Source organism: Rhizobium rosettiformans W3 (assembly GCF_004912135.1).
GTDB classification, from domain to species: Bacteria; Pseudomonadota; Alphaproteobacteria; order Rhizobiales; family Rhizobiaceae; genus Allorhizobium; species Allorhizobium rosettiformans.
Window position 1 is genome coordinate 113679 of sequence record NZ_STGU01000002.1, and the last position, 13045, is coordinate 126723.

The window sequence follows — 13045 nt, forward strand, 5'->3', positions numbered from 1 at the left end:
CAGAGGACCATTGCAGGATATCGCATGCTGAAACAATTTTTTGCCTATTACCGCCCCTGGAAGGGCCTGTTCTGGCTGGATTTCTCCTGCGCGGTCGCTTCCGGCCTCTTGGAACTTGCCTTTCCGCTCGCTGTCACCGCCTTCATCGACAGGCTGCTGCCGACCGGCAACTGGACGCTGACGCTGATTGCGGCAGCGGGCCTGCTCGCGATCTATCTCGTCAACGCCGCCCTGATGGCGATCGTGATCTATTGGGGCCACAAGCTCGGCATCAACATCGAAACCGCCATGCGCGCCAAGGCCTTCGAGCATCTGACGACGCTGTCTTGGCGCTGGTATGACACGGCCCGGACCGGCAAGTTGGTCGCCCGTGTCACGCGGGATCTGGAAGAAGTGGGCGAGGTCGCCCATCACGGGCCGGAAGACCTGTTCATCGCCATCATGACCTTCGTCGGCGCCTTCATCCTGATGCTCAACCTGCATGTGGAGCTCGCCCTGGTCACCGCCCTCATCGTGCCGGGCACGGTCGCCATCGTCTCGATCTATGGTGGCCGCATGACGCGCACCTGGCAGGAGATCTACGGCCGCATCGGCGCCTTCAACGTGCGACTGGAAGAAACCATCGGTGGCATCCGCGTCGTCCAGGCCTATGCCAACGAAGAGCACGAACGCAAGTTGTTCGCCAAGGACAATGCCCGATACCGCAAGACCAAGCTCGACGCCTACCGGGTGATGGCCGCCTCGTCCTCGCTGCATTACATGGGCATGCGCTTCGTCCAGGTGGTGATCATGGTCATCGGCTCGTCCTATGTGCTGTCAGGTGCCATGTCGACGGGCAGTTTCGTCGGCTTCCTGCTTCTGGTCGGCGTCTTCTTCCGTCCGCTCGACAAGATCAGCGCCGTCATCGAGACCTATCCGCGCGGCATTGCCGGCTTCCGTCGTTATCTCGATCTGCTGGCGACCGAACCCGAAATCACCGACAGCCCGGATGCGCGGCCGGTTTCCAATCTCCGCGGCGAGATCGTCTTCTCCGACCTCTGTTTTGCCTTCACCCCGGGTCGCCCCGTGCTGCATGACATTTCACTGCATGTGAAGCCGGGGGAGACGATCGCCTTTGTCGGCGAGTCCGGTGCCGGCAAGTCGACGCTTCTGTCGCTCCTGCCACGCTTCTACGAGCCAACCTCCGGCACGATCACCATCGACGGCATGGCACTGCCTGCAATGACCGTCGAAAGCCTGCGCCGCCAGATCGGCCTCGTGTCGCAGGATGTCTTCCTGTTTGGCGGCACGCTGCGGGAAAACATCGTCTATGGCCGGATCGGCGCAAGCGACGACGAGGTCCTGGAGGCCTGTCGGCGCGCGCAGCTGTCGACCATGCTGGAGAACCTGCCCGAGGGGCTGGAGACGATTGTCGGCGAGCGCGGCATCATGCTCTCCGGCGGTCAGAAGCAGCGCGTCGCGATCGCCCGCGCCTTCCTGAAGGATCCGCCGATCCTGCTGCTCGACGAAGCGACCTCCGCCCTCGACAGCACGACGGAGCGGGAAATCCAGTCGGCGCTGGAGGAATTGTCCAAGGGCCGCACGACGCTCGTCGTCGCCCACCGGCTCGGAACGATCCGCAATGCCGACCGCATCGTCGTCATGCAGCAGGGCCGGATCGTCGAGGTCGGCAATCATGCCGAACTGATGAAGCGGGAAGGGGCCTACGCCAAGCTCGCCGCCTGACGGGGGGACCAGAGGCCAGACCTCTGCGCCTGGAGCCTCAACTCCAATAGGCCGCAGCCGTGAACCGGTTCTTCGCCAGACCGAGGCCTGCCAGATGGCTCCGCGCCTCCCTGGCACGCTCGGCATCGGCAGCAAACCAGACGTAAGTGTCATCCGGGACCGCAGCGGATTTCAATGCTTGGACCAGGTCGTCGGTTCGCGCCACCCTCTCGTCGGCTGCGAGATGACCGAGGTCTTCCCTCGCGCTGGTCAGGACGGCCGTCACCGTCCCTTCGGCGAGCGACAGCATCCGAGCGATGGCTGGCTGGGCTGTCTCGTCGCCGAACAGAAGCAGGTTCGGCGCGGCCGGGCACCAGCCGCCGCCGGGTCCCATGACCCCCACCGTCTCTTCAACGGGCTTCCGGCCGATCCAGTCGCAAGTGGGGCTGCCAGCGTGGTGGAAGATGTCGAAGTCGAGCCAGTCCTCGTCCTGCGCCGCCACCGTGTAGACAGGCCTGTGGATCTTCTGCTCCGGCCAGACGGTGCGCCCCGTGCGCGCGATCCGTGGCCATTCCGGCGCGTCGGGATCGGCAGACAAAAGCAGGCGGAAATGCAGGCTGCCGGTCGCAAAGCGTGGCGCTTCATCGCCTCTCAGACGCACACGGCTGAAGCCGGGCGAAACGCGGATGATTGACTCGACCTGCATCAGGGAAAGCCCGGGGGCCAGCGCCCCTTCGTTGACCTGTTCCCATTCAATGGTCATACCGCGTTCATCGAACACTTCGGCAAGATTGCCCTGCAATGTCAAAAGCAGGCGCTGCTCTGGGCTCTCAAGTTCAACGACGCAATCGCCATCGAGCCGACGAAACACGGCCGTGCTGCTCCAGATCGAAAACCGTCGTTCGTCGTCTGTGCCCGTCAAGGCAACGTCAAGACGCGAGGCATGCGCTTCAAGCAATTCAAGAGCCTGGCTATGCTGCCCCTTGATCGTCCCGGCCAACCGGTGCGTCATGTTTCACCCTCACGCTAGTGGATCTTCTCCGTCTATAAACATGAGCAGCAATGTCAACTATAATCGCCCGTTCGCGCGATAGGGCCGTGTGACCCAATTCACCCCGAAACAAGCCAAAATCCGCCTTATCCTGCTCGTTTCGCGGCGAAACATGCCGCTTTTGCCAAAGCGAATCGTTTGAAATCGCGCTAAACAATCCGTCCATGGGGAATTCTCTGTGGGGACTGCATGGCACATCTTGCCGAGGGTGAGATCGCACTACCGCGCATTGCGCGCATCGAATGGCCGACCGTTGCACTGGCCGCTCTGATATACGGAGGCTTTGGTTGCCTCACTTATTTCTGGCGCGACATTCCCATCTGGATACTGGTCCCGCTCGGGGCCTGGCTCATCGCCTGGCACGGCTCGCTGCAGCATGAGGTCATCCACAATCACCCGACCCGCCATGTCTGGCTCAACGATGCGATCGGCGTGCCGCCGATCTCGCTCTGGCTTCCCTATCATGTCTACAAGGAAAGCCATCTCGCCCATCATCGCGACGAGCATCTGACCGATCCGATCGAGGATCCGGAATCCTATTATTTCACAGCCAAGGACTGGGACCGCTTCGGCTGGTTCGGCCGGACGCTGCGCGAATTCAACCTGACGCTCGCCGGCCGCCTGACCGTCGGCCCGGCCATCATCCTCGGCTCCTTCCTCTGGCATGAGGCGATGAAGGTCATCCGCGGCGAGGGCGACAGCCGGCGTCTCTGGGCGGGCCATGCCATCGGCGTCGCTGCCGTCCTCTGGTGGGTGCTGGTCATCTGCGAGATGCCCTTCCTGCTCTTCTTCTTCGGCTTCGTTTATTGCGGCACGGCGCTGTCGCGCCTGCGCTCCTATGCCGAACATCGCTTTGCCGACAATCACGAGGAGCGCACGGCCATCGTCGAGCGCAGCCCGCTCTTCGGCCTGCTCTTCCTCTACAACAACCTGCATGTGCTGCATCACCGCGTGCCGGGCCTGCCCTGGTACATGCTGCCCCGCTTCTACGAGCGCCACCGCGATTTCCTGGTGCGGCTCAATGGCGGTCTCGTCTATCGCGGCTATGTCGATGTGGCCCGTCGCTTCCTCTTCCGCAAGCACGATCGCCCGACCCATCCGAGGCACTCCTGACCGGGGCGGGAAAGACGAGGCTCGCCAGCCTCGCAATGTATGTCGCACCGCCGGTGGTGGTGGAGGCTGAGCGCGCGCTCTGGGCCTTCCTGCGCGATCACCTGCGCGGGGCGGGCATGACCGGCGTTCCCGAGACCCTGGACGAGCAAGTCGCCCATCACGAGGCCTGGCTCGATCCGCGCCTCATCCTCGCCCAGACCTGCGGCTTCCCCTTCGTAAAGCGCCTGCGCGGCCGGGTGCGTCTCGTCGCAACCCCGGTTTATGATGCACCGGGCTGCGAAGGCTTCAATATGTGCAGCGTCATCGTGATGCGCAAAGCGGATGCGCCGGCAGACCTTGCCGCCTGCGCTGGCTTGACGGTGGCGATCAACGAGCGCGGCAGCAATTCCGGCTACAATCTCCTGCGCGCCGCCATCGCCCCGCATGCCGGAGGCAAGCCCTTCTTTTCGCGCGTCGTCGAGACCGGCGGGCATATTGCCAGCATGGCGGCCGTGCAGAGAGGCGCCGCCGATCTCGCAGCCATCGATTGCATCACCTTCGACCTCCTGCGCCGACACGCCCCGGAGCGACTGGAGGGCCTCGTCGTTCTCGACAAGACCCCGTATGGCCCTAATCTTCCCTTCATCACCCGACTGTCGGCAACCGACGAGGAACTGACCGCCTTGCGGTCTGCCCTGAAGGCCGCGATGACCGCCCCCGAGCTCCTGGAAGCCCGCGCCGTGCTCGGCCTGAAGGATGTGGTGGTTCTGGAGGAGACGGCTTACGACATCCTTCTGCAGCACGAGCAGGCGGCAATCAGGGCAGGTTATTCGGATCTCCCTTGAGACCGGCTTCGACCAGTTACAGCTTCACCTTCACCGGGCGCCAGACGATGGTCTCAGGCGTGCGGTCATAGGGATTGCCCATCAGCGTGATCTTGCTGTTGCGCGTGTCGCAATGGGTGCAGCGGAATTTGAGCGAATGGGGGTCGCGACCCTGTCCGTAGAAGGTCGCGAGGTCCTTGGCCAGGAACCGCCCCTGGCGCTGGCAGTCGCGACAGGTCGCGACCACGAGCATGTTGTGGCGGATGGCTTTTCCAAGAGTATCGATCACGCGGGTCATGAATGGTGATCTTGAACAAAACAAGAACATCGTCAAGTGCTGAGATAAGGCGGGCATACTGGAACGCCTGGTTTTCAAGGCTTTCCACAGCCTCGCAGAGCTTGTGGCAGCGTCTCGACAAGAACTGCTAGGTCACTGAAAATTAACCATAAACCTCACGGTCCGTAAGTCATCTGTTAACCTTGATCTCTCTATATAGAAGGCGCTTCCACCAAGGTAATGCGTCGCGAAGCGCTCGGTTTCTGTATTGCGTATCGGGGGAGGGCGTCATCCACGGCGCTCTCCCAATTTCGCATCACCCGGGCGTTCCCTCTGGGGCATGAGGCCCTCGCGACGAGAAGCATGGCCCGATCAGCGGGCATGGCAGAATTTGCGTTTCACGACATGAAAAAGCCTCCGCGCCAGATCGGCCGGAGGCTCTTGACTGTGCCGTCAGTGTAAGGTCAGTCGGCCGTCAGGAACTCGGCGCAATAGCTCTTGCCGCCATTGGTGCCGGGGCGATCGACAACGGTGCGCACGCCGCGGATGACATAATCGGAGGAGACCGTGAGCTGGACTTCGCAGCGCAGATATTCGGTGCGCGCGCGGGTCAACAGTTTGCCCTTTTTGCCGTCGCCGAGATCTTCATAGGTTGCCGGAACGGTGCGGGTGTTGAAGCCGCCGCGCCAAGTATAGAGCGTCGAGGCACCGGAGGCGGCATCCGAGACGGGCGGACCGAACTTGGCGAAGAAGGCACCCGCCTGCTGGCCGTTCCACCGCGTCTCGATCTCGTTTTTCGGAAGTCCCCCTGTCGTCGTGCAGCCCGCGGCAGCAAGGCAGGCTGTCGCGATCAATCCGGATGTCATGCTCTTCAGCAAATTCATGTGAGTGTCCTTTGAACCCCTGTAAGGCCGGTCCCACAGTCGTCCACGACGCACCGTCGGCCACAACCAGCCCATGACTGCTTTACTGCGAAACCATCAGGCGCGAAATGGATGGATGCGACCGATACTTGAAATTTCCGACCGGTGACTTCTTGGCAACGGCACCCGTCTTGTTGAGCGGCGTAACAGCTCTTTGGCCACTATCAGCCGCACCTTTGTCCTGCCTGATCGGTCGCACAGACCCAAGAAATCAGGGCGATACGCGGACCTGTCACGAATGTTTCAACTTTCTCGCGGCTTTTTGCGATTCCCTGCTTGTGCAACGAAAAACGCTGGTCTATAGAGGCGCCGCTGGTCACGGAGTGTAGCGCAGTCTGGTAGCGCACCACGTTCGGGACGTGGGGGTCGAGTGTTCGAATCACTCCACTCCGACCAGCTGATCTTCCCGAAAATCCCGACTTCCTCTAAACCATCCCCGAGACGCTCTGACGCCCGTTAGCGCGTTGTTTTGGCCGTTCCGGCCGCTCTGGTGTCAGGTTGTATTCTTTACAAACAGTGGTGGTGAATACCTATCTCGGCTTCACTTGAGAGTTGGGGGTATCCCCTGCAAGCCGTTGCTGAGGCATGTAGATTAGGCTATCTTGAATTGCATTTGAGAGCCTGTGCCCTGATGGCGGCATATCGGCGGCTGCTACCAATGATTGCAAAGAAACGGTCTGGTGAGCATGACTTCAGGTTCAAGAAAACGTCGCCAGCGCCAGGACAAGATCACGTTGTCCGATGTTGCCCATCAGGCCGGGGTCAGCGCAATCACGGTCTCCCGCGCCTTGCGTGAACCGGAAAAGGTCTCTCCGCCCTTGCGCGAAGCGATCCTGAAAGTCGTTGAAGAGATGGGTTATGTGCCCGACCTCGCGGCCAGAGCACTGGCCAGCAAGAACAGCGGCCTCGTCGGCGTCATGTCTCCCGGCCTGACCAGCCACGCGTTCCTTGCGCTGATCCGGGGCATCGAGGATCGGGTGCGCTCTTCCGATCTCCGGATTCAGTATGCAAGTGCCGAGACGGACACCGAGGACCAGCTTCGTCAGTTGCGTTTCTTTCTCTCGCAGAACCCGGCAGGCCTCATCCACGTCGGCCAGATTGGCGATCCGGCAATTGACGATCTCCTGCGACATGCCCCTTGCCCGGTGGTCGAGATCATGGACGTCAGTCGCGAACCGTCGGATATGGCGATCGGCATCGACCATCGGCAGGCTGCCAAGACCGCCACGCGTCATCTGCTGGAGAAAGGCTATCGCCGCATCGCCATGCTCGGCGGCGCCTGGGATTTTCGCGCCCGCCGTCGTCTGGAGGGCTTCCGCGCCGTGCTGGAGGAGGCTGGCCTCTTCGATCCCGCGCTCGTCCTCTCCATCGATGGTAGCACCAGCGTCGGCTTGGGCTGCCATCTTCTCGACCGTTTGAAAAGCGAGGCGCCCGATGCCGAGGCCGCCTTCTGTCACAATGACGATATCGCGCTCGGCGTGCTCTTCGAATGCCAGCGGCGGGGATTGGCTGTGCCTCAGGATTTCGGCATCTGCGGCTTCAACGATCTCGATTATGCCGGCTTTGCCTTTCCAGCCATCACCTCGGTCCGTGTCCCGCGCTATGAGATCGGCTATCGCGCCGTCGACATGATCATCAGGGCGGCGGGATCCGACACCTCGCCGACGAAGCGGGTCGATCTCGGCTATCAGCTGGTCCAGCGCGGCTCGACAGCCCGAACGGGGTGACACGACGTCACCCCGGTCGATCCGCAGGCGTGACGGTCAGGCGGCGCGCGCCTGGCGGTGCATCGCGCTCCCGCCGTGATTGCCGAGATTGAACTGGCCGATCATGCCCTGCAGCTTCTGGGTTTCGTTGGAAAGGGTTGCGGCCGCCGCACTGCTTTCCTCGACCATGGCCGCATTCTGCTGGGTCATCTGGTCCATGCCGTTGACGGCGCTGTTGACCTCGACAAGGCCGGATGACTGTTCGCGTGCGGCGGTCGAGATTGCCACAACATGGTCGTTGATTTCGACGATGAGCTGACTGATCGACTTCAGCGCCCCACCGGTGTCACTGACCAGCTTCACGCCGGACGCGACCTCCGTGGCGGAATTCTGGATGAGATCCTTGATCTCCTTGGCGGCCTTGGCCGAGCGCTGCGCCAGTTCGCGCACTTCCTGGGCAACGACAGCAAAGCCGCGCCCGGCTTCGCCCGCGCGGGCCGCTTCGACACCGGCATTGAGCGCCAGCAGGTTGGTCTGGAAGGCGATTTCGTCGATCACGCCGATGATGTTGGAGATCTTCGACGACGAGTCTTCGATGCGGCTCATCGCATCCACCGCATGGGCCACCACATCGCCGGATTTTTCGGCGCTGGACTTGGCAGAGCCGGCCACCGTGCGGGCTTCCTGGGCGCGCTGGGCAGACGAGCCGACATTGGCGGTGATTTCTTCGAGCGCTGCGGCCGTCTCTTCGAGATTGGCCGCCTGACTCTCCGTGCGCCGCGACAGGTCACCGACGCCCTGGGTGATTTCCCTTGTGCCCTGGCTGATCAGATCCACGCTGGTGGAAATCTCCTGGAAGGTATCGCGCAGCTGCGAGACCGAGCGGTTGAGATCATGGCGCAGGAACTCGAATTCGGCCGAGAAGGGCTCCGTCAGTTGGAAGCCAAAGTCGCCCGAACAGAGACGCTTGAGGGCCTCGCCGAGCGAACTGACGGTCCGCACGCGGGCGGTGACGTCAGTCGCGAACTTCACCACCTTCACCACCTTGCCATTAATATCCAGGATCGGGTTGTAGGAGGCCGAGATGATGACTTCCTTGCCCGTCTTTGTGACGCGCTTGAACTCCGAGCTCTGATAGCGACCTTCGCGCAGGGCCTGCCAGAAGGCCTTGTAGTCATTCGACGTGGCATAGTCTCGCTCGACGAACATGCTGTGATTCTTGCCAATCAGCTCCGGCAGCGAGTAGCCCATCAGGTTCAGGAAGTTCTCGTTGGCCCCCATGATCGCGCCATCGACGGTGAATTCGATGATCGCTTGGGACCGCGAGATGGCGGCGATTTGGGCAGCATAGTCGACATTCAGCAGGCGTGCCTTGGCGTCGGCCCATTCCACGACGAAGCCGACGGTCTTGGCGCCCTGTTTCAGTGGCGTCACGAGCAGGTCGAACACACGGTTGCCGACCGTGATGGTGGCGCTGTGGCGGTTTTTCAGCGCGGCCAGCATGTTGCGCTGATGCGACGGGTTCTTGTGGAAGACGTCGATATTGCTGCCGATGAGAGAGGCGACGCTGAACTTCGGCAATTCCTTCTTCAGGTCCGATTCCGCTTCTTTCAGCAGCTCCATGACCGCCGGGTTCATGTAGGTGATGTTCAGATTGGCATCGGCCACCATCACGTTGGCCTGCAGCGCGTCCAGCGCCAGCGTCTTGGCAACAGTCTTGGCATTCGCAAACCCCGGCAGTCCCATCATTTCCTCCGATCGACCAGCAGCCCCTGCGCTGGCACTGAGAACATTAGCTGGAGAAAAAATGCATACAAAAAATAAATGAAGAGCTAAAATATGAACGGCTTGTCTATCTTTCATGCGAAATTTTGCAGTGCCTGACCCTGGCTCTGACACGTCGATCTCGAACGGAAGCGCCTTCCGCGACAGGACGGCGCGAAGCATGCAATGGAAGTGTAGGGGCCGGCGGAGGGCGCTCAGCCGGCCGCGCAGAGATGTGACGCCGAACGGTCGAGGGCGTCGAGAAAGACTTCGAGATCGGCCATGTATGTGACGCCGTTAAGGGTCGAGACCGGCCGATAGGCGGCCCCCCCGATCCAGATCCCGATGTCTGCAGAGAGCGCAGTGCGCAACTCGTTCAGGTGCCGCTCGAGGGCTGCTTTCCGTCCGGTCAGGGCACTGAGGCAGACGCAGGAGACATCCCGCCGATGCGCGGCATCGGCGATCTCGGCGGCGGGCAGATTGGCGCCGAGGAACAGGGCGTTCCACCCCCTCAGCCGGGCAAGAAGGGCTGCAACCAACGCGCCGATGTCGTGCTCTTCCCGCTCCGGGGTGGTGGCTATCAGACGCGGCGCATCGCCTGCCGGCTGAGGGCACTGGTCGAAAAAGCCGCCCAGGATACGCTTGATCTGGGCGGTGGTCATGTGCTCGGCCGCGATCGTCGCATCACCCTTGGCCCATAAGGATCCGATTTCCCGCATCAGCGGAAGCGCGGTCGTTCGGATGAATTGTTCCGGCGTGTCCCGTTCGGCCCGCGCCTGCAACAGGCTCTGCAGCCGGTCGCTGTCCATCGCCTTGACGGCCTCGAAAACCTCCGACAGATCCGCGCGGGCCCGCAATTCCGCCTCGAGCCGCAAGAGCGCATCGGTCGGCAGTGATACGAGATTGCCGATCCGGTGGCCGCCATCGCTGCAGGACTTCAGCAGTCTCAAGCGTTCCACCTGCTCCCGTGTATAGAAGCGGCGTCCCGTCGGGCTGCGTTCGGCCGGCTCGATTCCATAACGCCGTTCCCAGGCATGAAGCAGGAGTTTTGGAACCCCGCTCGTGGTGAGCGCCTCGGCGAGGCCGATCAGCGCTTCCCCCTTGTCCTGCCGTTTTCGATGCATGCTAGCTCCGGTTCGTACGGAGTATATTAGCCAATCATTCCAAAATGGAAAGCTGCCGAAGGCATGCCCTCGGATGCAAACGAAACGGCCCGCGCGAGGCGGACCGTTTGCGGGATGCTTAAAAGGCGGCTCAGCCGTCGATGTCGTCGAGAAGCTGCCGTGCGGCACTGGTGGTGACCCGGCGGGTCTCGACCTCGTCCCGCCGGCTTGCCAGCAGTTCGGTGGCCAGAAGCTGTTCTGCAAGATCAGCCGGCAGCGAAAGAATGACCCGGCCTTCATGCGCATTCAGCCCGCCGAGCTCCGTCCGCTTGGCCGTGATCATGCCGCCGGCCACCGTGTTGTTGGTGTCGGGGTCGATCAGGATGAAGGCGCCGGTGCCGCGGTTCAATTCGTAAGGATCGAATATCGCCGTCTCGTCGAAAGACAGATGCACCTTGCCGATAGCGTTCATCTGCAGCATCTCGGCTGCCTGCCACTTGCCGGACTTGAGATCGAGCTGCTGCACCGGCTGCACCTGCACGCGCTGGCGACGCGAGCCGGCCTTCAGCCAGTAGCGCTTGCCTGGCACGATACCGTCAGGCTGCAGCGCAACGAGCTGCGCGTCGAAGGCAAGGCCCGTCTGCGGCTGGGCATCGAGCGAGACGATCATGTCGCCGCGCGCCACGTCCACCTGGCGGTCGAGCACCAGCGTGATCGCGTCACCCGCGACGGCGGCGTTGCGCACGAGGTCGAAGGTCACGATCTGCTTGACGTTCGCCACCTGACCGGATGGCAGGATGGCGACGCTGTCGCCGGGCTTCACCGCACCGCCGGCAACCGTGCCCTGATAGCCGCGGAAGCTTTCGCCTGGACGCGAGACGCGCTGCACGGGCAGGCGGAAACCGGTCGACTGGCCGGAGCGCAGGGTGGCGAGCTCCAGCGTCTCGACCAGCGTCGGGCCCTCATACCACGGGATCACCGCGCGGGCGGAATAGACGACGTTTTCGCCCTTCAGCGCCGACATCGGGATCGCGGTCACCTGGCGCACGCCAAGCGTGAGCGCGAGTGCCTTGAACTCGGTGCTGATCTGATCGAACACGGCCTTGTCGTAAGAAACGAGGTCGAACTTGTTGACCGCCAGCACGAACTGCTTGATGCCCATCAGCGAAGCGATGGTGGCATGGCGGCGGGTCTGTTCCAAAAGGCCGGCGCGCGCATCGACGAGCAGGACCGCGAGATCCGCCGTCGAGGCGCCGGTCGCCATGTTGCGGGTATATTGCTCGTGGCCGGGCGTATCGGCAACGATGAAGGAGCGGCGGTCGGTGGCGAAATAGCGATAGGCGACATCGATCGTGATGCCCTGTTCGCGCTCGGCCTGCAATCCGTCGAGCAGCAGCGCGAAATCGGGCAGGCCGAGATCGTTCTGGCTTCCGGAGTCACGCTTCAGGCTGGCGGCCTGGTCTTCCTTGACGGCCTTGGTGTCCCACAGCAGACGACCGATCAGCGTCGACTTCCCATCATCGACGGAGCCGCAGGTGATGAGACGCAGCGGACGCGAGTCGCGGATGACGGGTGCGGTGTCGGTATGCGGAGCCTCGGAAACGAGGGCGGTGCTGGCAGCTGCGGTCATCTCAGAAATATCCTTCGCGCTTCTTCTTTTCCATCGATCCGGCCTGGTCGCGGTCGATGGCGCGGCCCTGGCGTTCGGAGACGGTGGCGATTTCGAGTTCGGCGATCACCTCGTCGAGGGTGGTCGCATGGGAACGGATGCCGCCTGTCAGCGGCCAGCAGCCAAGCGTGCGGAAGCGCAGCATGCCTTCCTGGATCTGTTCGCCGGGCAGGGCCTCGAAACGCGGGTCTTCGGCCCACATCAGCATGCCGTCACGCTCCACATATTTCTGCTTCTTGGCATAATAGAGCGGCGGCAATTCGATGTTTTCGGCCTGGATGTAGCGCCAGATATCGACTTCGGTCCAGTTCGACAGCGGAAAGGCGCGCACGCTCTCGCCGCGGCGGATCATGCCGTTATAGATGTTCCAGAGTTCCGGGCGCTGGTTGCGCGGGTCCCATTTATGGTCGGGCGTGCGGAAGGAATAGATGCGCTCCTTCGCGCGGCTTGCTTCCTCGTCGCGGCGCGCGCCGCCGAAGGCTGCATCATACTTGCCGGCGTCGAGCGCCTGGCGCAGAGCCTCCGTCTTCATCACGTCGGTATGATAGGCCGAACCATGGGTGAAGGGGCCGATGCCTTCTTCCTTGCCGCGCGGATTGGTGTGCACGATGAGGTCGAGATCGAACTTTTCCGCCGTCGCATCGCGAAACGCGATCATCTCGGGGAACTTCCAGCCGGTGTCGATGTGGAGCAGCGGGAAGGGCACGCGGCCGGGGAAGAAGGCCTTGCGCGCCAGGTGCAGCAGCACGGACGAATCCTTGCCGATCGAATAGAGCATGACCGGCTTCTCGAACTCGGCTGCCACTTCGCGGAAGATATAGATCGCCTCATTCTCGAGCGCCTTCAGATGCGGATCGAGCGGCGGCTTGGTCTGCGCGTCCCGCGAATGCGGATCGAATTCGGATGTGTGTACGTGCATGGTCTTCTTTTTC

11 protein-coding genes and 1 tRNA gene are annotated in these 13045 nt (G+C 62.3%); 5 read left to right on the plus strand and 7 right to left on the minus strand.

The window, feature by feature from the left end:
* The first annotated feature begins 24 nt into the window (after positions 1-24).
* Positions 25-1725, plus strand: coding sequence for an ABC transporter ATP-binding protein (locus tag FAA86_RS03750; RefSeq protein WP_136538445.1), 1701 nt, complete (start codon positions 25-27; stop codon positions 1723-1725).
* A 37-nt stretch (positions 1726-1762) separates the two neighbouring features.
* On the opposite strand, the gene FAA86_RS03755 is transcribed toward FAA86_RS03750, so the two are convergent.
* Positions 1763-2716, minus strand: a complete 954-nt coding sequence (locus FAA86_RS03755; RefSeq protein ID WP_136538446.1) for a siderophore-interacting protein — start codon at positions 2714-2716, stop codon at positions 1763-1765.
* 228 nt (positions 2717-2944) lie between these two features.
* Between FAA86_RS03755 and FAA86_RS03760 the strand changes: the two genes are divergently transcribed.
* Positions 2945-3868, plus strand: a complete 924-nt coding sequence (locus FAA86_RS03760) for a fatty acid desaturase (RefSeq protein ID WP_136538447.1) — start codon at positions 2945-2947, stop codon at positions 3866-3868.
* A gap of 35 nt (positions 3869-3903) precedes the next feature.
* Positions 3904-4692, plus strand: a complete 789-nt coding sequence (locus FAA86_RS03765; protein WP_136538448.1) for a phosphate/phosphite/phosphonate ABC transporter substrate-binding protein — start codon at positions 3904-3906, stop codon at positions 4690-4692.
* Between the two features lie 16 nt (positions 4693-4708).
* On the opposite strand, the gene FAA86_RS03770 is transcribed toward FAA86_RS03765, so the two are convergent.
* Positions 4709-4969 carry a hypothetical protein gene (locus FAA86_RS03770; protein WP_136538449.1) on the minus strand — a complete coding sequence of 87 codons (261 nt, stop codon included), beginning with the start codon at positions 4967-4969 and terminating at the stop codon, positions 4709-4711.
* Between the two features lie 443 nt (positions 4970-5412).
* Positions 5413-5832, minus strand: a complete 420-nt coding sequence (locus FAA86_RS03775; protein WP_113458324.1) for a hypothetical protein — start codon at positions 5830-5832, stop codon at positions 5413-5415.
* Positions 5833-6190: 358 nt separating this feature from the next.
* Here FAA86_RS03775 and FAA86_RS03780 point away from each other — a divergent pair.
* Positions 6191-6267 (plus strand) — tRNA-Pro (locus FAA86_RS03780).
* Positions 6268-6557: 290 nt separating this feature from the next.
* A complete protein-coding gene (locus tag FAA86_RS03785) occupies positions 6558-7598 on the plus strand; it encodes a LacI family DNA-binding transcriptional regulator (RefSeq protein WP_167494910.1) in 1041 nt (346 codons plus the stop codon).
* Between the two features lie 36 nt (positions 7599-7634).
* Here the strand turns inward: FAA86_RS03785 and FAA86_RS03790 are convergent, their stop codons facing one another.
* The 4 genes from FAA86_RS03790 to cysD form a co-directional block, all read right to left on the minus strand.
* A complete protein-coding gene (locus tag FAA86_RS03790; RefSeq protein ID WP_136538450.1) occupies positions 7635-9323 on the minus strand; it encodes a methyl-accepting chemotaxis protein in 1689 nt (562 codons plus the stop codon).
* Positions 9324-9556: 233 nt separating this feature from the next.
* Positions 9557-10465, minus strand: a complete 909-nt coding sequence (locus FAA86_RS03795; RefSeq protein ID WP_136538451.1) for a MerR family transcriptional regulator — start codon at positions 10463-10465, stop codon at positions 9557-9559.
* Positions 10466-10595: 130 nt separating this feature from the next.
* Positions 10596-12074 (minus strand): sulfate adenylyltransferase subunit CysN, encoded by a 1479-nt coding sequence (cysN, locus tag FAA86_RS03800; protein ID WP_136538452.1) that lies wholly within the window; start codon positions 12072-12074, stop codon positions 10596-10598.
* 1 nt (position 12075) lies between these two features.
* The gene (gene cysD / locus FAA86_RS03805; protein ID WP_136538453.1) at positions 12076-13032 is read right to left on the minus strand and encodes a sulfate adenylyltransferase subunit CysD; all 957 of its coding nucleotides are present in this window, start codon (positions 13030-13032) and stop codon (positions 12076-12078) included.
* Positions 13033-13045: the final 13 nt, after the last annotated feature.

Bases quoted from the DNA above. Each gene is read 5' to 3' on its own strand.
- FAA86_RS03760 (WP_136538447.1), top strand. From the start codon at position 2,945: ATGGCACATCTTGCCGAGGGTGAGATCGCACTACCGCGCATTGCGCGC.
- FAA86_RS03770 (WP_136538449.1), bottom strand. From the start codon at position 4,969: ATGACCCGCGTGATCGATACTCTTGGAAAAGCCATCCGCCACAACATG.
- cysD (WP_136538453.1), bottom strand. From the start codon at position 13,032: ATGCACGTACACACATCCGAATTCGATCCGCATTCGCGGGACGCGCAG.
- FAA86_RS03795 (WP_136538451.1), bottom strand. From the start codon at position 10,465: ATGCATCGAAAACGGCAGGACAAGGGGGAAGCGCTGATCGGCCTCGCC.
- FAA86_RS03785 (WP_167494910.1), top strand. From the start codon at position 6,558: ATGACTTCAGGTTCAAGAAAACGTCGCCAGCGCCAGGACAAGATCACG.
- cysN (WP_136538452.1), bottom strand. From the start codon at position 12,074: ATGACCGCAGCTGCCAGCACCGCCCTCGTTTCCGAGGCTCCGCATACC.
- FAA86_RS03765 (WP_136538448.1), top strand. From the start codon at position 3,904: ATGTATGTCGCACCGCCGGTGGTGGTGGAGGCTGAGCGCGCGCTCTGG.
- FAA86_RS03790 (WP_136538450.1), bottom strand. From the start codon at position 9,323: ATGGGACTGCCGGGGTTTGCGAATGCCAAGACTGTTGCCAAGACGCTG.
- FAA86_RS03775 (WP_113458324.1), bottom strand. From the start codon at position 5,832: ATGAATTTGCTGAAGAGCATGACATCCGGATTGATCGCGACAGCCTGC.
- FAA86_RS03755 (WP_136538446.1), bottom strand. From the start codon at position 2,716: ATGACGCACCGGTTGGCCGGGACGATCAAGGGGCAGCATAGCCAGGCT.
- FAA86_RS03750 (WP_136538445.1), top strand. From the start codon at position 25: ATGCTGAAACAATTTTTTGCCTATTACCGCCCCTGGAAGGGCCTGTTC.